This window comes from Rhizobium sp. M10, assembly GCF_002531955.1.
GTDB lineage: Bacteria > Pseudomonadota > Alphaproteobacteria > Rhizobiales > Rhizobiaceae > Rhizobium > Rhizobium etli_C.
On sequence record NZ_NWTA01000002.1, the window covers coordinates 242,972 to 262,653 of the forward strand.

Consider the following 19,682-nt stretch of genomic DNA (forward strand, 5'->3'; position numbering starts at 1 on the left):
TGTCGATGTCTCCGTTGTCTTGTGCATCACATCGCCTCTATTGCCTGCCTGATGCCATCAGCTGAACTGCGCGGCGCGTTGTTTTCATCGTAAAGATTAATGCGCTTCGTGCAGGCTCCATCGGCATCGGTCCCCGTTTCATCGGGCTCGCCGTATTTTTCCGACATGCCCCATACGGTGACGCCTTGCAAGTCGCCGCGTTCGGCCGCCACGGTGATCACGTCGCGGAAAATATCGGCGTACGCGGCCTGCGTGAAGCCTTGGTCGTGCTTCAGGAAGTGGCAGGACGCATCGAGTTCGGTGATATAGACACCAATACCCATCTCCTTCAGAGCCGCGCAGAATCGCCCCATTCCCTCCGGATCTATCCGGTCGAGGCCCGGGCGGATATGCGCCTGCAGCCCCACCGCGTTGATCGGCGTCTTCCTGGCGACGAGATCCTCGACGATTTTGAGAATGTGCACGCGCTTCTGTTCGAAGATGGCGGATTTTTTCTCAAGATGCGTTTCGTTGAGAACCAGCGTCGCACCCGGATCGGCCTCATGCGCCATATCGAAGCTCATGCGAATATAATCGTCGCCGAGAAGGCGTCGGAAAACACAATTCCGCAGGTCGGGCGCATCATATTCCAACGGCTCGTTCACCACATCCCAGGCATCGATCGACCCCTTATAGCGAGCGACAACCTGTTTTATATGACGGTTCATGACCGTCCGAAGCGCTTGCGCGTCGGTGATCTCAGATACCCAGTCCGGGACGCGATACCAAATCAGCGTATGCCCATAAACCCTCATGTTGTTTTTTTGCGCGAATGCAACCATCTTGTCGGCGCCCGCGAAGGAGAAGATGCCGGGGCTCTTTTCCGTCGCTTTCCACTTCAATTCGTTGCGCGGCGTTATCGAATTGACGTTCTCGACATAGAGTTCGCGGGCGCCCGGATCGCCGATATTTTTCAGGTCGATTGCCGATCCGAACCGGAACGATTTGCTGTCGGCAAGCGCGCGCAGCCCGGCTTCCGCCGGCACCCTGGCCAGGACCGCGCCCGCCTGGACACAAGACAGCGCGAGCGGAAGCGAAGCGAGGAACCCTCTTCTGTTCATTCGATCCCTCGCTGTGGGCTTTTCTCATGTCCGCGACCGAACTTGCGGCTGCCGGGTCGGCTTGCGGCGGTTCCGTCCCGAGTTGCGTTTGCTTTGGTGGAGTAATGCAACCTCAAATATACTTTCCCAGGAGCGAATACTGTGAGTATCCGCTAGACTTTTCAGCCTGTGCCAAGATATAGATCTTCCCGGAGGACGCTCGTGATGGAAGATTGGTTCAGCTACGTGATGAGCGTTTTCCATATGGCATTTCAAAATGCCGTTTTTTTTATGGCGACCCTTCGAAACGCTCTCGCTGTTCTCGATGACCTGTGGTTCGCAGCCGTCGTTTCCGGGGTCTTCGGCGTGTTCGTCATCCTCCTGGCAGCGCTCGTGGGGATGTCCCGGCGGCTGGGTCGATCGGCGGATGCCATTCGCCTGCTGAACAACGACCTTGCCCAGGTCACGCAGGATCTGCATGTCGAGCGTGTGTGGCGCCTGGCCGGCGGTGACGGCAGCGAACGACCGAGCGGGGACAGTTTGAAAGAGCTATACAAAATTCTGGCCCGGCATCACGACGATGCAAGCCGCATGGCCTGATAGGCCGGTTCATGGCGTGCCGCGTCCGCGGCTGCTCATTCCCGATTTTATTGCCTTGATGCCGGCGCCGGTTGCGCGGGGTCGGTCCCGATCATCGGCTCCGGCGATGGAAGCCAGGTTCTGTCGGAAAAGTAGTTTCTCGTTCTCTTCTGGGGTCCCGAGGCCGCATCCAGCGAGAGCGTAAAATTGTAACGATCCGGATTAAGCACCTCGCGGCTGAAGGTGATGCTGGCGCCGAAGCCGTCTTCCTTGATGTCCCGCAGATTCTTGATTGCGTTCAACGCCTCATGAAAGTCCAGCCATTGCGGTTGGCTCAGCATGACCTCGAAAATCCGCAGGATGTTCGGGTCGAGCTGGCCATATTGGTCAGTCTCGGGATTGACGATCTTCACGCGCATGTTGTTGATCGTGCCGGCAGCGTCGCCGCGAACAATGACGAAGATGGAACTGGGAAGCTGATCCTTTTCACGTTTGCCGCTGTGTTCGAAAAAGCATTCGAAGGTATTGGCGTTGAAGCTCGCTGCCGCCCATTCGCTGGTTTCAATGCCGGCGTTGCGCAGGGCCGCGCACATTGCGGCTCCTGAAACGCGCCACGTCCGGAGAAAGGTTGATGCGGTCTGCGCCACAGGCGGTTCGGTGGCATGCAAGGGCAGCGTGACGGAGACCGGGGGCGCCGGGCGGGGAAGCGCCTTTGGCGGCGGCGGCTTGACCTCATATGAAAAGAGACCGAAGCCGAAATAGCGATCGATCGTTCTCAAGTGCTTCATGTCGTTGGAAAGAAGCACAGTTCCCATGATGAGCGAGAGGGAAACCGTCAGCAGCAACCAGAAGACCACGGGAATCCGCGGTTTTCCCACTGGCCGTTTCACATATGCGGGCGACGAATTCTCGGGCAAGCTCATCTTCTCCGATACGCGAGAAGGGTTTCGATCGGGTAGTCTTGATCCAGCAGTATACATCCATCCGTTAAATATCTTTGGCTTGCGTTCGGCATTCTGACCCGTTGGGCGTGTCATCGGCAGGAAGCGCGCGCTTCCTATTTTGGCAGAAGCGTTTTGAGCTCCCTGGACTTGATACTCTCCTATGCGCCGACCCTGCGGCAACGGCGAAGATCGCGGATGATCCATGGCCGTGACTGGCAAGCGGGTCGCCGCAGTCTGGTTTGCTCCTCAGCCTCTGCGGGTTCTTCTTGCTGTTGTTGGCGGCATTTTAGAATCGCCGGATCCGATTCAATTTCAGTGCGTACAGTCATCTGTTGATGCTGCCATCTTTGTCTTATCTTCGCGCAAAGGTTAAATTTCTTATTACAAAACTACAGGTTATATTCTTGGTCTACATCCTGTTTTGCCGGGTTTTACCCAATTTTCGACGTATTTTTCTATAGGGTCTGCCGCGCACTTGCAGAAGGAGAAGGATATGTCCGTCGAACTGGACGCGACCACCTATATCCACGCCAAACCGACAACCGCGCATTCCTACATCCTGCCAGCTGTACTTGGAGTGCTGGAGGGCCATTTTGCCGGTACGGCGAAGGCCGATGTCTTCGATCTGGGCTGCGGCACGGGCGGGGCGGCCGCAGCTCTTGCGAAAAAGGGATATCGCGTCGTCGGCGTCGATCCTTCAAGCGATGGCATCGCCAAGGCCAATGTCAATTACCCCGGGCTGCCGCTGAGTGTCGGTTCGGCCTATGACGAGCTTTCCGGGGAATACGGCACCTTCGACGCTGTGATCAGCCTGGAGGTGGTCGAGCATGTCTATGATCCCAAGGCATTCACCTCGACGATGTATGATCTGGTCAAGCCTGGCGGCATCGCCGTGGTATCGACGCCCTATCACGGCTATCTGAAGAATGTCGCCCTGGCGGCGCTTGGGAAGATGGATGATCACTTCATGCCGCTGAGGGATCATGGACATATCAAGTTCTGGTCGAGAAACACCCTGAGCACGCTGCTGCTCGATGCCGGTTTCCGCAGTATTCGTTTCGAATATGTCGGAAGGATACCTGCTCTTGCCAAGTCGATGATCGCCGTGGCTGAAAAGCCTCTTTAGGGAGACAGGGCTGCGGGGCCGATTTCGACAATCCGTCCCCGCTCTGACTTTCTTGATAAGGAACTCCTTATATATATGTGTCATGGTACGCGCCTGCGGTAATCCACAGGTTGTTTCCACTGTGCGCGGCGCTGAAAAAAATCCTTACAAAATATTTACTTTTAGTTGCATTTTTGCTCAAATTCTCCATTATACAGCGGGCGTGCTGATAAAGCGGGAGACTTATTCACATGAAGGCCAAATCGCCGAATTCCATCGACGTCTATGTTGGCAACCGCGTGAGAGTTCGGCGAAAGACGCTCGGGATGACCCAGCATGGTTTGGCTGAACTTCTGGGCATTACCTTTCAACAGATTCAGAAATACGAAAAAGGTACGAATCGCATCGGCGCCAGCCGTCTTCAGCGCATTTCCGAGATTCTTCGCGTGCCTGTCGGCTTTTTCTTCGAGAACGGCGGTTCCGGACCGATCGAAGGTGAGACGAGCGAGTTGAACAAATTCCTGTCGTCGAAGGAAGGACTGGCGCTCAACAAGGCGTTTATCGCCATTGAGGATCCGAATATCAGGCAAAAACTGGTGGCGCTGGCCAGAAGCCTGGCGGTTTCGGGCTTGCCCGACATCGACAGCGAGCTGCAGGACCCGGTCGTGCACAACTGAGGATGGATCGTGCTTCATCTGCAGACATTTGGCGATCTGCGGTTGACCGAGACGAATGGCGAGCTGGTTCGCTATCCGATCAAAGGTCTGTTGATGATGGCCCATATCTATGCCGGGGCGAGCCCTGAGCTCAGCCGCTATGAACTGGCACAGTTTCTATGGAGCGACGTCGAGCCGGAATTGGCGCGGCTCAACCTGCGCAAAATGCTGTCCCGCATCCGCGAGATGGACAGCGGGCGCGCCGAGATAGCCTTCGATTTCACGGCCACGACGGTTCGGCTCAACATGCAGGCGGTTTCCAGCGATCTGGATGTCTTTCGGGCAGGCGGTGCACCGCTGGATCGGCTGCAGGCGATCGCGGAATTGGCCCAGCGCGGTTTCATCGGAAATATCAAGCCGGCGACAAAGCCGATAGATGCGTGGATCAGGGCGCAGCGGGACGCCCAGGCGCTGCAATTACGCCAGGCATTGCTGGAGGCGCTGCCCGAGGTGCAGAAGCCCGGCGCGGCGCGCATCATTTCGAGCGCCGCCCTGCAAATCCTCGAGCGGGATCCGAATGACGAGCAGGTGAGGGCGCTGCTGCACCAGATATCCCGCGGCTCGTCGCTTTCCGAGAGATTGGCAAATGGCGACGGCCATCCAAGAGTGGAGTTGAAGCGCTCCGAGCCTGGCGGCCAGCCGGCCGACATCGAAAGCATATCGGCGCCGCCGCTGATCCTGCCTCGTCTGGTGTTGCTTCCCCCGACAGCCAAGCATGCCGATGCCGGACTTGCCCTTGCCACCGCCCTGATCGAAGACGTCACCATAGAACTGTGCGCACTTCGAAACATTTCCATCGTCGCGCCGCATACGGCCGGCCAGATCCGCCGCGACTCCGAGAAGGCGGCGGTAGTCGCACGGCACTCGATCGCCTATCTTCTGGACACTCGACTCTCGGAAGAGGGGTTGTTCGCGCAGCTGATCTACTTTCCTACGGATGAGATCATCTGGGCCAACCGCTTTGCGATGACGCGCGCTACATTGCCGCGCCACAGGCGGGTGATCGCCCAGCAGTTGACCGAGTCGGTGGCCCGCGAGCTGGCTGAAAACGAGGAGGAGCGGTTACGTTTCGAAGCCAATCCTGGGGCCTATCACGCTTACCTCGTCGGCTCGAGCTTGATGAGCAAGCTGACCTTGCCGCATATCCGCCGGGCACGGAAGGCGTTCAAGCAGTCGCTGTCGCATAAGGCGGATTTCTCCGCCTCATTTACCGGACTGGCGAGAACCTTCACCAGTGAATGGCTCGTGACGGCGCAGGGAAACAACGAGCTGCTGCATCTGGCAGAGCAGAATGCGCTTCGGGCGATCGAGCGGGATCCGGCGTCGGCGGCGGGCCATCGCGAGCTTGGCGTCACCAAACTCTATCTCGGCGATGTCGATGCCAGTGTCGCCTCACTTCATCTGGCGGAGGAGCTCAGCCCGCATTTTGCCGACGTCATCTACAGCCATGCCGACACGCTCGTGCATGCATCCCGCCCCAGCGATGCGCTCGCCAAGATCAGAAAAGCGATTTCGCTCAATCCGATCGCGCCTGACGCCTATCTCTGGTGTGCCGCGGGAGCGAGCTTCTTTCTGGAACAGTATGAGGAGGCCATCGCCTATGTCGAGGCGATGAAAGACAAAGCGCCGGCCCATCGCATCGCCGCGGCCAGTTGCGCAATGATCGGCGATCGAAAACGGGCGCTCTTCCATCGTCAGCGTGCTGAAAGCATCAACCCGGTTTTCGACGTCGAGAAGTGGCTCGCCATCGTTCCGTTCAAGGAGCATTGGCAAAAAGAGCTGTATCGGGAGGGCCTGTTGAAGGCCGGTTTTTAACAATAACTTAGGGGCATTTACATGGCGAAAGTTGTCATTATAGGAATACCGGGCGAGGCTGGTCTTTGGCTCGCCGATCTCAACGCGGGCACGGTTACGCCGCTCAATCCGACGGGGGATTTGGCGACTGCGAGCAGCCTTCGCAAAGCCGGTGGTACATTCGTGAAGGGCGTCGATTTGGCTGTCGCCGTTTCGTCGGCGCAGGTCGCTCTTTCCGGTCACGTCGACGGCTGAGCCGGCATTCTGACGGACCAGTCCATATATTCCGATAGGATCATTTCGCCGCGGGAAACCCTTTCCCGCGTCGAGCCCTTGTTGGCCAGATTCGGGGTTACCAGGGTGGCGCGACATACCGGGCTCGACGACATCGGGGTCCCCGTCTGGTGTGCATATACCCCGAATTCGCGATCAATCGTGATTGCTCAGGGGAAAGGCCTGACCGATGTCGATGCCAAAGTGTCCACGGTCATGGAAGCCCTGGAACGGGCCGTTGCCGGCGAACCGTTCGTCGATCGGCTCCGCAGCAGCGCGTCCGGCCTGCGGGCGATGGGGCACAAGATCGACACGCTGGACTGCCTGATCGCCATCCATAAACCCGACCTCGGGCCGGACGAGGAGACGGATTGGGTGGCCGGCATCGATATTCTCACCGGCAGGAAGATTTATATCCCCTTTGAAGCGGTGGTGCTCGACCGTACGCGCGATGCCCGATACTGGATGTCATCAGACGGCCTGGCCTCGGGAAACAACCTCGAGGAGGCGATTTTTCACGGTGTGCTCGAGCGGATCGAGCGGGACGCGCATGTGCTGTGGCAAGTCAGCGCGGAAGCGGATCGTTATGCCGGCTGCGTCGATCCCCGCGGTTTCCAGGATGGCGCCTTGGGCCGGTTGATCGACAAGATCGAAGCGTCGCGATTGACGCTCAGGCTCTTCGATATCACCAGCGACCTCGCCATTCCCTGCTTCACCGCCATGCTGGGCCCTGGGGACTGCGTTCCGGATCCGCGGCATCGCCGCGGCGGCAGGGACATCCGCCTTGTCGAGGTGACAGGCGGCACGGGGGCCCATCCGTCTCCCGTGCGCGCGGCCATTCGGGCGGTAACGGAAGCCGTGCAATCGCGGCTCACCTATATCAGCGGAGCCAGGGACGACATTTCTCCGGCCACGTTTACAAGATCCTTGCCGCCGCTGATGCGGCGAGCCTTCGACGCGGTTCCCGGATCGCCGGGCCCAGCGCCGCAACATCGGCCACGGAATCTCACGCAGATGCTGCAGCATGTTCTGGAGGCTTTGCGGACAAAAGGGATCGGCTCGGTCATCGCCGTGCGCCTCAGCGAGGACACGCTTCCCTTCAGCGTCGTCAAGGTCGTTATTCCCGCGCTCGAAAATCCGGAAGGGGAGCGTGCCCGGCGGTTGGGAACACGGGCGCTGGCGAGGGCGATCGGCTTTTGAAGATCATTTTCGCAGGTCCCAGTCTTCCCGACGCAGCCGCGCTTGCCGGCGAGGCGATACGTGTCCTGCCGCCTGCGACGCAGGGGGATGTTCTGGCTGTGGCGGAACAGGGTGCCAATGTCATCGGCCTGATCGACGGTGGCTTCGAATATGCCGCGCCGGTCTGGCATAAGGAAATTCTCCGCGCGCTCTCGCTTGGCGTGACGGTGCTGGGGGCGGCAAGCATGGGCGCGCTGCGGGCTGCAGAATGCCATCCGTTCGGCATGATCGGGATCGGCCGCATTTTCGAAGACTACCGGTCGGGCCGGCTGGTCGATGATGCCGCCGTCGCGCTCGTGCACGCGCCGAGCGCGCTCGGCAGCAAACCGTTGACGGTGCCGCTGGTCAATGTCAGCGCCACGCTCGATGCCATGGAACGGAATGAATTGCTTCCAGGAGGCGTGCGCCGGGAGCTTGAAAATGCCGCCAGCGCGATCTTTTTCAAGAGGCGGACGTGGCGGGCGATCATCGAGCAATGCGCGGGCATAGCCGCGCGGGACCGTCCGAAACTATTTTCGGCCCTTGTCGCGCATTCCGTCGATCAAAAACGCATCGATGCGCTGGAGTTATTGAAAGCCGTGCAGGCAGCCGCAGATATCCGCGTGAATGCCGATTTGTCCTGGAAACTGCACGAGGCCGCATTTCCTACACGGCCTGCATTGTGAATCGAATGCAGCAATCGTCACCGGGAGTTGTGTCACGCTTTTTTCACGGGCTTGGCCACGCCAGCCCGCGTATTGTTCCTTCAATTCGTTGGAGAAATGGGCATGGGCGTGACATCGGCTGCTAAGATAGATGCTGACCTCAGGGCGGAAGAGGCTCTGGACGAACTGGTCGCACTGGCGCGAATGATCGCCTATGCGCGACAGGTCGCTCAGGATGTCAAACTGCCCTTCGCGACGAATTGCCTCGATCTTGCTCTCGAGGCGGTGAAGCAGGAAGTCGGGGAGGGGCTGACCAGGGATCTGGCTGAATTGAGCTCCCCGGTCCCGCAAGTGAGCGTACAGAGGCATTAGTCTGGCTTTCGGAGCTCTCGAAGGGCTAGAGCCTTTCCTGGTCAAATTGAAGCATTCTGCCGGAGCAGGTTTTCGTCAGGGCAGAGGCGATTGGCGAAGGGCATACCTCATGGTACGTCCGAGCCGATCGCCTCTGATCCTGGCTAGAGATGCCCGGCCCACCGGCCGCACCGCTTCGCTATGGCGAAGCGATCAGTGCGTCCGGCGATTTTCAGTCTTGCAGATTTGCCTGGCAAATCTGCGGGAGGGTTGGCTGAAACGGGCCGGCTGCTCGACCGGCCGGCTTGGCCGTAGAGCTGGGCTACGACGCGCGCCGGCCGGTCGACCATCCGACTCCGTTTGAGCCAACAGAATGATTCAATCTAATCAGGAAAGGCTCTAGGTCGGCCGCCAACCCACCGCGACCGAAGTTGCGCAAATCGCAGGGGATTGACTCATCTCCGAGCAAGGCTACGGTCTTCTCTTCCGGGGGAGAGGGTGCCGCGTGAAATTCAGCTGCTTTGTGCGAGGCGGGAAAAACATGCCACGATCTCTTCCTGCGATCGCCGCTCTTCTCGCTCTGATCCCGGCCGCCGGCCATGCCAGCGAGGCGCGGGGAAAATCGACGCCTCCTGCTGCGAAGGGCTGTGTGGAAGTCAGTGGAACGGCCTTGAGCGGAATGACCGGAGGCCCAGCCTATTCGGCAGCCGAGCTCAAATGCGGCGCAAGGCTCTTGCTGGTGCTGCAGCGCCAGACCGGCAGGGATGGAAACCTTCCCGTCTGGAGCACGGTCGATCAGGTGACGATTGTCAAGCCCAGCCCCCGCCACGAACTTCTGCAACCGGTCTATTGCTCGTCGAGCCGGTTTCCTCAGGACTTCGTCTTCGCGCTCGGCAGGATGGTGGAGCAGCCGGATGGCTCCCATCGATCGGAGAACGTCGTCAAAGCCTGGAGGGTCGATATCAAGCGCGAAAGACTGCCCGCGATTCCCGTCGATGGTCTGCATTGCGCGCTGGACCCGGCCGATTGATGGGACGACAACACCGTTGGCGAAAAATCGCCCCTACTCTCCGCCCACATCCTTAGGCGCCCTGGAGGGGCTTCGGAGGGTTGAGGCCGGCCACTGGTGTCTCTGCGACAATGGATGAGTGCTGCCGGGATAGGAGCAGCGCAAGCGATCTGTTCGGAAATCGATTTGATTGTAGCTTGGGAGAAGGAGTGGGGCTTGGGCTGCCGCTTGTTCGGGCTGTATTCGATACCCGGGCACAATAGACACTCAAAACGTACGGTAAACGGTTTCGTTGACGTTGTCTCCGGGCGGGGAGACGGCGGCGAGTTTGGTCTCAGTGGTCGTCTGATGATCGGCCGGGCCGGCCGATCCCTGATCTCAATGGGTCAAATTGCGCTTCTGGGCCAGCAGTAAAATGTAATCGTCGGCAATGTCCGCGATGGCCATTGCGACTTCCGCCGGATCGCACCCCTCGACCTTCGTGTTTGCAATGAACTGATAAACCGCCTTCTCGATCTGCTTCCGGCAGATCATCACGCGTTCATCGTAACCAAATTCCGGAATCTGCGATGCTATATCACTCATCAGGTCGGCTCCTCACTACTTGCAGTGACCATGACACAAATTATAAGTTGAGCAAGCAAATGCTTTATGAACGGTTAATTCAATGACGCGGTGCGACCATTTCGACACAGATTTGGTCAGTCAAAAGCCATTTCGGTGTGTTGAATTGAGTGAAGTCTTTCGCGCAGGCGGATTGACCGTTCATGCCGGGAGTCGCTCGACGACAGTGGGTGCCTCTGAGCCTGCGGCTCTTTGGTCTCGGGCCGCCTGGCGGATTTGAAGTGACCGGTCGAAGGCATTGCCAATGCCGGTCTATCCGCAGCGGGATGACCTGCCATAATCCTTTGATTTGTCAAGATGTTAAACCTCCGTTCGCCTTCACGATCGTCATTCTCCGAAGTTGAATTGTGTTGCGCATTGTCGATGCCGGCTCATGCCGGGATTGTCGGATTTGGTCCTAGCTGCTCCTTCCCAAGTGTTGCCTGGCCGCGCCTTTGCCACGAAGGAAGGAGGGAAAGAATGTGAGGATGTCTTATGTTTTTTCGACAAGAATGTAAGGCGGCGCCGTTGAGCGGCATGTGCAATAACTTTGGATAATAAATAAGATAAAATTAAAATTTTATCAAAAGGTAAAAATATATATTTCAGATAATGGTTGTATTTAAGGGTTGATTTTGTGATGACTGAACTGTTTATGGTTAATATCGGCAAGATGTGCTTATTTCAATAATAAAGATGAGCTCGTCTATCACTTTATAATAATGACATTATCTCTATGGGGCGAATTTGCTATCCGGTAATTTCGTCGCCAAGCCGAAGCACTTGGCGTTGAGCGCGAGCCGGGTCATTGCTTGTGGATATACAGATTTTTGAGCAAGGCCATCGCAACAGGGAATATCGCTGTCGGCGCAGCGCTTCTTTATCCGATGCAGCGATCATAACGGCTGCCCCGCGGCAACCTGTTCCTCGAAAAGTTGAGGACCCGCCGGGGTGGTTGACGGGTCCTCTGGTAGGATTTCTTGCACAGTGCGTAGCTATGATTGCGCTTAAGCTTGATATTGTCACAGCTTATTATCGGAAGATTATAGTTTACCACAGCTTTGTCATTTTCGCGACGATAAATATTCTGCGCCGTGTTCGATTTGTACTGAATAATTAAGAAATAGTTGACAACGGAGCGGAGGTGCCGGCCTTCAGAACCGGAAATGCTCTATCTCTTCGAGGTCGCAGCGCAATCTCCGTCGCAACGGTCGATCTCCGACAAGCGCCGGAACAAGGCCTTCGTTCGGAAACGTGACCATCCGCCAACCAGGGGGATAACAGGGTCTATTTCCTCGAATTTTTTGAATTTCTTCTGCTTGTGCCGCCAGAGCGGCCGGGCTTTCGACAACGCCCTGTTTGCGGCTCTGGCGGCTTTTGAAAAGATCAGCTTGATGATGACGCTGGCAGCAAGCAATGGACTATGACGATAGACGTGCTTGAGCGAGGCTGCGGCGCTGTACCAATCTTTCAAAGCCGCAAATTTTGAGAATGCATAGAGGTGGGCCGAGGCGCGGGCGCAGCTGACGACGAAAGCGGGAAGCTGCGGATTGCGGGCGACGCATCGCTCATAGACGGCCAGAAGCGATCGCGCCATTCGGGATCTGTCGGCAGACATGGCCGCGGCATGAACGCGATAGCCCACCAGGCCGAGTGGCACCGCCTCGATCTTGAAATGCTCGGCCGTACGGAGTTCGAAATCGAAGTCTTCGCATCCTCCGATTCCCTGATTGGCATAGCTCGGATCGTAGCCGCCGATCTTGTCTATGACGGCACGGCGCACCATGAAGCCGCTGCCATTGCCGACGAAGCGGAAGACGAGATGGCGGATGAGAATGGACTCCCGGGCGCTGAGCGACGAGCCGGACCGCGTGCAATATCCCTCGGAATCGACCATACGGTGAAGGGCATAGACCGCACCCCAGGCCTCGGGCAGGGGATGGAGCGCCGACAGCATTCTTTCGACATATGTCGGATGCCAGAGGTCGTCCGCATCCAGGAAGGCGAGATAACCGGCCCTCGATGCTGCGATCCCGGTATTGCGCGCCGCGGCGACGCCGCGGTTTTCCGTCGACAGAAGCCGGATCCTCGGATCGGCGGCGGCGAAGCGGCGGCAGATGGAGGCCGTCTCGTCGGTCGAGCCGTCGTCGACGACAATGATCTCCAGCGCCTTGTGGGTCTGATCGATGACGGACTGAAGCGTCTCGGCGATATAGTCTCTGGCATTGTAGGCGGGGATCACGACTGCCACCAAAATTTCCGACGTGGTCGACATCTCCATCGCCGTCACCCGAGTTTGGATGCGAGTGTTGGCGGGCGTAGATCGATCTGGTTCTTCATCATCCTGGCGACCGCAGGGCGATGGCTGACGACGATCAGCGTTCGACCGGCATCCTCCTTGATTGCCGAAAACACCCGCATTTCGGTATTTTCGTCGAGCGCGCTCGTGGCTTCGTCCAGGAGCAGGATCTGCGGCCGGCCGGCCAGCGCGCGCGCCAGGCCGATGCGCTGGCGCTGTCCGCCTGAAAGCCGCACCGCCTCGTCGCCCAGCCATTCGTCGAAACCTTCCGGCAGATTTTCGATGAATTCCGTGGCGCAGACGACATCGGCGGCCCACCTGACGTCCTCATCGGAGATATCGCGACGGAAGCGGATGTTGTCGAAAACCGTGCCCTCCATCAGTTCGACATCCTGGCCCGAGACCGAGAGCAGGTGCAGCCAGCTCGCGCGGTCGACATCGGCGAGGTCCCTGCCGTCGATCGTGATCCGGCCTCGCGTCGGCCGGGTGAGATCGAGGATCATGTTCAGGATTGTCGTTTTGCCGGAGCCGCTTGGTCCGGTCAGAGCCGTCGTTTCGCCTGCCTTGATCGAAAAGTTGAGGTTTTGAACGGCCGGGGCATTCGCCTGCTCATAGGTGAAGGAGACGTCGTGGAAGACGATGGCTTCCGCCAGGCGGGGGACCGGCACGCCTTGCGCCGCCTGCTTGGCGTCGTCCTTTTCGGAAAGCAGCGCCAGGACGTTCTGCAGCGACGCTTCCATCTCGTAAAGGCGCAGGATCTGGGAGTCGAATCCCTTGATGTGCGGCTGGAGTCTGTAAAGAAGGATGGTGGCCGAAAGCGCTGCCTTGAAATCCACCGGCAGGAATTCCGAGGACAGGATGATCGTCAGGATGACCCCGAAGGTCAGGATTTCGCTCAACAGCGAGGTCGCCGCCCCCATCCAGTCCGAGTGGCGCCAGGTCCGGCCGACTTCGCTGGATAGTGTCGCGAAGAGCTGCTGGTGGCGCTGCTCGAGGCCGAAGCTTTTGACCGCCTTCAACGTCTGCAGCGTGGTCCAGCTCAGCTGCGTCAAGGCTTCGACGGCGGCCAGCGCCGAAGCGCCGAGACGCCGATAGGCGCCGGCAAAGAACCCCAAGGCGAAGTTATGGACGAAGCCGAAGACAAGCCCGAGCAAGGCGATCGGCCAGGCCATGACAAGCATGCCGATGCCGAAGATGACGATCGTGCCGAAATTGACTCCGAGACGCACCAGGCTCGCATGGGCCGAGGATACCGCATAGGCTTCGGTGGCGATCACATTGATCAGATCGCTGCGCTCATAGTGCTGAAAGCGCTGGAACGGGATGGTCAGGATCTTGGCGTAGAGACGGTCGCGCATGCGATCGCTGATCTTGTGGTTGATCGCGCTGGTGATCAGCGAGTTGATGAATCCGAGAAGAATGCGCAGCAGGATGGAGGCGATGAGGATACCGATCAGCACCGGTTTGGAAAGACTGAGGTCGACGCCGCCGAAAATCGCCGGAAGCCCGGCAACGGCGGAGCCGGAACCTGTGCCCTGCTGGCCGAGAATAAAGACCAGGCTCACCAGAAAAGTGATGCCGACCATCTCCGAAAATCCGGTGAGAATGCCGAGGATGATCATCACCGTCATCTTCAGCCGCAACGCCGGCACGAGCTGCAGAAGCTCGCGGTAGCGGGCCGCGATGACCATGTTGTAGGCGCCGGCCGGCCGGGAGGCGGATGTGCGAAATCTATTCATTGTCGGCCATCCGCGACGATGTCGGGCTGAGCACGCCGCCGAGCGGTATGAAACGATCGCTGAACAGCGTGCCCGCCTGCGGAACGGCCGCACCGGCAAAGCCGGTCTTCGATCGGGCCGAAGGCTTTCGCAGGAGCTGTTTTGCAATGCGCACGCCATGGCGTTTTGCCAGGCGAAAGCTCTGCCGCAGGCTATGGACGATCAACTGCGGGCCATATTGTCCCGCCATCATCGGCGCCAGCTTCCTGAGCTGGGCGTAATCGCGGTTTGCAAGGGCCTTGTTGAAATACCAGTGCGTCGTGTTGAATTTGGCGGTCTCGATATCACGCCGCAGATGCGGGTAGCGGTCGATCATCGGTGCCATCACCAGGGCGTGGGATTTCAGCATCCGATGCGCGTTGCTCGACATGTTTCCCCGGGTAAAGCGATAACCGGTGAGGAAATCGGGAACCAGCGCAAAGGGCAGGCTCTCGGCCAAGGCCAGATAGAGCTTTAGATCCTCGCAGCCCTCGGCGCCGCTGTCGCGCAGCCCGGCGTCGTAACCGCCGCAGCGCAGAACCTCGGCGCGCGGCATCAGCGGCGTGCTGCCATTGCCGATGAAGTTTTCCCGCAGCAGCGGTTCGAAGATGTTGCCTTCATGCAGGACCGGGCGTGAATGGCCGAAAATGACGCCGTTTTCGTCGATCGCCGCATACCAGTTGTAGGCGATGCCATGGCCGCCGGGAAATTTTCGCAGCGACTGCAGCTGGCGCTCGATCTTCTCGGGATGCCATATGTCGTCGGCATCGATAGGCGCCACATAGGCGCCCCGCGCCTCGCCGATGCCGTGGTTGCGGGCGCGGGCAACGCCGCCATTGGCCTGCCGGAGGATCCGGACACGCCGATCGATAAGGCTATAGTCGCCCGCAAGCGCGAAGGTGCCGTCCCGCGATCCGTCGTCGACCACAAGGATTTCGAGCTTGTCGTAGGATTGGTTCGAGACGCTTTGCAGCGTTTCGAGAAGCGTCTTTTCGGCGTTGTAGGCCGGGATGACGACGGTGATCAGAGGGGTCGCTGCGGTGGTGATGATTGTCATCCGATAAAGGCTCCGGGCAGGCCCATCAATGCGGGGAAGGCTTCAAGCGGCCGGTCGCCGCGGACTTCGAGGCGCGGCAGGCCGAAGACATTGTCGGAAAAGGCGGCTGTCGCGGCGCGTGTGGTGAAGCCGATCGTATAGCCGGCAAGGGAAAGAATGTCCGGCACCCTGAAGTCGGTGGCGCCGTAGGGCAGCGCGATCGAGACCACGGAGCCGCCGAGCCGGCTTTCCAGCGCATGGCGCGACCCCAGGGCTTCGGCGAGCAAGGCATCATTTTCCATCGCGCTCGCCGGTGTGTGAGAGGCGAGATGGGAGCCGAAGCTGATGCCTTTCTGCTGCAGTTCCAGAATATCCGGCCACGCCATCAGCGCCGCCGGCTCGCCATGGGCACAATCCCAGTCCGAGCGGCCGCCGACCTTGTCGGTGACGACGAAGACGTCGGCGCTGAAATCATTCTCGGCCAGGATCGGGAAGGCGTTGGCACGGAAATCCAGATAGGCGTCGTCGAAGGTCAGCATGACGGGCCGGCCCTGGATCGGCTTGCCGCTGCGCAAAAGATTGGCGAGGGTTGGCGCCGTGACGGCGTAATAGCCATGCCGGCGCAGGAATTGCATCTGCTTGCGGAACATCTCCGGCGGCGTGCGGAAGCGCCGCAGCGCGGCGGGGCCATCCTCGGCGATCCGGTGATACATCAGGATGGGGACCGAGGTCGTCACCTCGGTTGCCCATGCCGCCTCGCGCGCGACGCCCGCCGGTCCTGAGATGATGTGCTTTGCCACATCGACGTCCATCGGCGTTCCATGCGTCTCGACCCGCAGGACGGGATCGGCCACGGCCGCTTTGCGGAAGCGGTGGATGGCGTAAAGCGCGGTGTCGATCGTCTCTTCGAGGGCAAGCCCGGCCTGTTCGGCCAGAACCCGTCTGATCGTCCCGACCCCGAAAGGATGGCCCCAATCGAAACCGGTTCGGCCGGGCTCGTCCTGGCGCAGATGCGCATGGGCGGTGATCAGACAGCCCCCCGGCTTCAGCGCCGCCGCCATCTTGCTGCAGACGCCCGCAAGCGTCTCCTCGTCCTTCAGGTAATAAAGCACTTCCGAGCAGAGGATGAGATCCTGATCGGGGGGAAGCTCTTGTCTGACGAAGTCGAGAACCCGGAGCTCGACATTGGAGAAGTCGCGGCAGCGTTTGGCCGCCCGGTCGATCGCCCGCTGCGAAATATCGGTGGCCGTCACCCGGCGGACCTCTCGCGCCAGCTTCTCGGTGAAGATCCCCTCGGCGCAGGCAAGTTCCAGGACCGTTTCGGTCCCTTGCGGGATCAGGCTCAATGTCTGCGCATATTTGACCTGCTCGTAGACCGAGAGGTAATTCCACGGATCCGGGCGTTCGAAAATCTGCTCCCAATAGTCTTCTGCCGACTGAGCTTGGGGAGCCCGCTTTTCCTTCTGTGGCGCCGCGGCGGCTGCACGTCGTGCCGGCGGCCGGCCGCCTTCGAGATCGCGCAGGATGTCGGACAGGCGGGCGTCATTATCCTGCCTGTCGCCTGGCGCCCGGGCAAGGACGGCATTGTGGCCGGTCCGCGCCAGAAGCCTGTCGAGCCGTCCGCGCCGCCGTCCGCTGCGGAGGATGAGGCCGCCGAAGGTGCGGTAGCCGCGCAGTGCCTCCCTTGTCCAGGCAGCCGCATAGGCGAGGGTGGGCTGCCGCTCGAGATGTTCTCCCGCCTGCATCTCCTGCAGGATCAGCCGGATCTGCGCCCGGATCGACAGATCACCCCAGAGCGGCCCGACGAAGGTGCCGACATGCTCGTCGCCGGAAAAGCCGTGCATGATCAGCGTATCGGCCTGCTCGGCCCGGGCGATCCTGGAAAGGGTGCCGAGCTCGACGCTCACCACCTGGATCGTGCCGAGGGTGAAGGATCGCCGAAGGTTGCCGGCGGAGAGCTGCCAGGCGGCGGCTTCGAGGATCTTGCGGCCGGTGCCGGGCAGGGAATGCCGCTGGATCAGCTGGACGAGCAGACGGAAAGTCGGCCACCATTGTTCCGGCGCATCGATGAGATCGTCGGCCCGGTCGGGCAGGAGGCCGGTCTGCAGGCCATGCAGGATCACGCCGGCGAAGAAGCTCTCATAGCCTGCGGCATCCGGCATGTCCGGCAGCAGGGCGGCGAGGGTCGCTATATCCAGGCTCGGATCGTGTTTGGCCGCGATGACCCAGACGAGCATGCGCAGCCGACTGACGGCGGGCGTGATCCAGCCGGTCTCCGGACCCTCGGCCGGCAAGCCGTGCTGCCGGCGCAGCGCCTCGGCCTTCGTCGTCACGCAAATGGCGTCACGCACCAATTTCGTCGGATCACCGGAAAGCGAGCCCGGCTTCATGCGATAGAAGGCCAGGCAGGCGTCGACACGGCGAAATTCTGCGCCTGCAAAGGCCATGCGCAGCCAGAGATCCCACTCCTCGCAGGTCTGCAGGCTCTCATCCATGCCGACGACCCGCTCGAAAAGGCTTTTGGGAAAGACCACTGTATGAATGGCGAGCGCACAGAAGGACGAGAATTCGCGCCTGGCGGCATCGCCGGCGAGCAGGGGCGCCTGTTCCACCGGCATCGGCCGGCCGTCCGGGGCGACCCGGCGGTAGGAGCAATAGGCAATGGCGGGCGGCGAGCTATCTTCGGCCATCGGCAGCATGGTTTCGATGAAGGTCGGGTCCAGCCAGTCGTCGGCATCGAGCATGCAAAGCAGGGGGGCGGCGGCGAGCCGGGCGGCATGGTTTCTGGCCGCCGCAGCGCCGGCATTGGCCTGGCGGGCGGTGACGATGCGGCTGTCGGCTGCGGCAATCGCCTCAAGCAGCTCCCAGGTGCGATCGCTCGAACCGTCGTCGACCACCACCGCCTGCCAGTTCGATTTCGTCTGCCGCTGCAGGCTGGCAAGCGCTTCGGCAAGCGTGTCCTCGGCGTTATAAGCAGGAATGAGGAAGGAAATGTCCGGCGCCACAGCTGTCACCATGCGCGCATCTTCCAGCGGCGCAGAACGTAGAGCGCGCCGTTGACGCTGCCGAGCATCTCTTGCTTCAGGAAGAAATCGTGCGAGGTGGCGCCCTTGCGCAGGCGTTTGCGCAGCCTGCCGGCAAAATATTTCGGGAAAGAGATGAGGATGCGCCGGAGGTTGCCGCCGTTGCCGGTGTTCTGATACTGCACCAGCAGGGCGGCGATATGGCCGCTCATATATTGCTGGATCTGCCTGGCGAGCCCCTGCATATCCTTGCGATGAAAGTGCCAGGAAACCGCGGTCGGCTCGTAGCGGCAGACATGGCCGTGATGCAGCAGCCGGTTCCAATATTCGGAGTCGCCCGAGCAGCCGGCCGCGCCCATATCGAGGCGGACGTCGAACAGGCCGATCTCGTCGAACACCTTGCGGCGGAAGGCCTGGCTTGCGCCGGCGCCGATCGTCCAGACCGGCGCGCCGTAGCGCTTGTGGCTGTCGTAGAAATCCCGGCCGAAATCCTGCCTGATGTAACCGCGGCCGAAACCCCAGTGCTTTTCGAAGATGAACTGCGCCGGCGTTGCGAGTTCTCCGGGCAGGATCAGCCCGGTGACGCAGCCGATCTCCGGCCGGTCGAACGCCTTCATCAGGTTCTCCAGCCATTGCTGGTGGAGAACGACGTCGTCATCGGTAAAGGCGACGAATTCGGTTTTCGCCGCGCCGATGGCGGCATTGCGGGCAAAATCCAGCCCGACCCGGTCTTCGCGGACATAGGTGGCGCCCGCGTCTTCGACGACGCGGCGGGTTGCATCGCCTGAAGACGCATTGTCGACCACGATGATCTCGGCCGGCTTCAGCGACTGTTCGGGGATCGAGGCCAGGCACCGGCGCAGCTCTTCCGGCCGGTCCTTGGTGCAGATCAGAATGCTGACGTCGCGATTTTGCAGCGCTGTCTGCGCCACCTGGCGCGCATGCGCGAGCGTCTCCGGCCGCACGACACGTCCGGCAAGCTCGGCCGCGGCCTCGGCCCCATCGACATAGGCCTGTCCGACGGGCAGGCCGTCGGCGAGAAAAATCACGAGCCCGGGCGATATCGGCGCCGCGCCGGCATCCGGCTGATGCGAGGCGAGATCGAGATAGTGAATCGGTACGGGAAAATTGACAGTCGCCAGATCGGACGGAATGATTTCCTGCATCGTTACTCTCTCAACGCACAACGAGCACAGGCAGGCACAAAGCCGGGCCCGGAATGCGGGAAGGG

17 protein-coding genes are annotated in these 19,682 nt (G+C 60.2%); 9 read left to right on the top strand and 8 right to left on the bottom strand.

The genetic code is table 11. From position 1 onward, the window contains the following. Positions 1-26: 26 nt before the first annotated feature. Positions 27-1,100, bottom strand: coding sequence for an endo-1,4-beta-xylanase (locus CO671_RS02915; RefSeq protein WP_097604252.1), 1,074 nt, complete (start codon positions 1,098-1,100; stop codon positions 27-29). A gap of 204 nt (positions 1,101-1,304) precedes the next feature. On the opposite strand from CO671_RS02915, the gene CO671_RS02920 reads away from it, so the two are divergent. Then, complete coding sequence (locus tag CO671_RS02920; RefSeq protein WP_010033696.1) at positions 1,305-1,679, top strand: hypothetical protein; 375 nt, start codon at positions 1,305-1,307, stop codon at positions 1,677-1,679. A gap of 47 nt (positions 1,680-1,726) precedes the next feature. On the opposite strand, the gene CO671_RS02925 is transcribed toward CO671_RS02920, so the two are convergent. Next, positions 1,727-2,575 (bottom strand): DUF6030 family protein, encoded by an 849-nt coding sequence (locus CO671_RS02925; RefSeq protein WP_097605051.1) that lies wholly within the window; start codon positions 2,573-2,575, stop codon positions 1,727-1,729. Between the two features lie 520 nt (positions 2,576-3,095). Between CO671_RS02925 and CO671_RS02930 the strand changes: the two genes are divergently transcribed. The 8 genes from CO671_RS02930 (at position 3,096) to CO671_RS02975 (ending at position 9,754) form a co-directional block, all read left to right on the top strand. Continuing rightward, positions 3,096-3,728, top strand: coding sequence for a class I SAM-dependent methyltransferase (locus CO671_RS02930; protein WP_097604253.1), 633 nt, complete (start codon positions 3,096-3,098; stop codon positions 3,726-3,728). A gap of 230 nt (positions 3,729-3,958) precedes the next feature. Next, positions 3,959-4,384 carry a helix-turn-helix transcriptional regulator gene (locus CO671_RS02935; protein WP_010029858.1) on the top strand — a complete coding sequence of 142 codons (426 nt, stop codon included), beginning with the start codon at positions 3,959-3,961 and terminating at the stop codon, positions 4,382-4,384. A gap of 9 nt (positions 4,385-4,393) precedes the next feature. Continuing rightward, on the top strand, positions 4,394-6,238 hold the full coding sequence (locus tag CO671_RS02940) for a peptide antibiotic resistance protein (RefSeq protein ID WP_097604254.1): 1,845 nt from the start codon (positions 4,394-4,396) through the stop codon (positions 6,236-6,238). 21 nt (positions 6,239-6,259) lie between these two features. Continuing rightward, entirely contained in the window at positions 6,260-6,472 is a 213-nt protein-coding gene (locus CO671_RS02945; protein ID WP_010030628.1) for a hypothetical protein, read from the top strand. Between the two features lie 42 nt (positions 6,473-6,514). Then, positions 6,515-7,690, top strand: coding sequence for a YcaO-like family protein (locus CO671_RS02950; protein ID WP_097604255.1), 1,176 nt, complete (start codon positions 6,515-6,517; stop codon positions 7,688-7,690). Then, positions 7,687-8,394: a TfuA-like protein gene (locus CO671_RS02955; protein WP_097604256.1), complete on the top strand. Its 708-nt coding sequence runs from the start codon at positions 7,687-7,689 to the stop codon at positions 8,392-8,394. The genes CO671_RS02950 and CO671_RS02955 overlap by 4 nt, the downstream gene beginning before the upstream one ends. Positions 8,395-8,496: 102 nt before the next feature. Then, positions 8,497-8,745 carry a hypothetical protein gene (locus CO671_RS02960; protein WP_097604257.1) on the top strand — a complete coding sequence of 83 codons (249 nt, stop codon included), beginning with the start codon at positions 8,497-8,499 and terminating at the stop codon, positions 8,743-8,745. Positions 8,746-9,265: 520 nt separating this feature from the next. Then, positions 9,266-9,754 carry a hypothetical protein gene (locus tag CO671_RS02975; RefSeq protein ID WP_245424941.1) on the top strand — a complete coding sequence of 163 codons (489 nt, stop codon included), beginning with the start codon at positions 9,266-9,268 and terminating at the stop codon, positions 9,752-9,754. Positions 9,755-10,111: 357 nt separating this feature from the next. Here CO671_RS02975 and CO671_RS02980 read toward each other — a convergent pair whose 3' ends face one another. The 6 genes from CO671_RS02980 to CO671_RS03005 form a co-directional block, all read right to left on the bottom strand. Continuing rightward, positions 10,112-10,318, bottom strand: coding sequence for a hypothetical protein (locus tag CO671_RS02980; RefSeq protein ID WP_003542083.1), 207 nt, complete (start codon positions 10,316-10,318; stop codon positions 10,112-10,114). Between the two features lie 1,189 nt (positions 10,319-11,507). Then, positions 11,508-12,626, bottom strand: a complete 1,119-nt coding sequence (locus tag CO671_RS02985) for a glycosyltransferase family A protein (protein WP_097604259.1) — start codon at positions 12,624-12,626, stop codon at positions 11,508-11,510. Continuing rightward, on the bottom strand, positions 12,623-14,374 hold the full coding sequence (locus tag CO671_RS02990; protein WP_097604260.1) for an ABC transporter ATP-binding protein: 1,752 nt from the start codon (positions 14,372-14,374) through the stop codon (positions 12,623-12,625). The genes CO671_RS02985 and CO671_RS02990 overlap by 4 nt, the downstream gene beginning before the upstream one ends. Continuing rightward, the gene (locus CO671_RS02995; protein ID WP_097604261.1) at positions 14,367-15,449 is read right to left on the bottom strand and encodes a glycosyltransferase family 2 protein; all 1,083 of its coding nucleotides are present in this window, start codon (positions 15,447-15,449) and stop codon (positions 14,367-14,369) included. The genes CO671_RS02990 and CO671_RS02995 overlap by 8 nt, the downstream gene beginning before the upstream one ends. Further along, entirely contained in the window at positions 15,446-18,445 is a 3,000-nt protein-coding gene (locus tag CO671_RS03000) for a trifunctional glycosyltransferase/class I SAM-dependent methyltransferase/polysaccharide deacetylase (protein WP_097604262.1), read from the bottom strand. The genes CO671_RS02995 and CO671_RS03000 overlap by 4 nt, the downstream gene beginning before the upstream one ends. Next, on the bottom strand, positions 18,439-19,617 hold the full coding sequence (locus CO671_RS03005; RefSeq protein WP_097604263.1) for a glycosyltransferase: 1,179 nt from the start codon (positions 19,615-19,617) through the stop codon (positions 18,439-18,441). Before CO671_RS03005 ends, CO671_RS03000 begins: the two co-directional genes overlap by 7 nt. Positions 19,618-19,682: the final 65 nt, after the last annotated feature.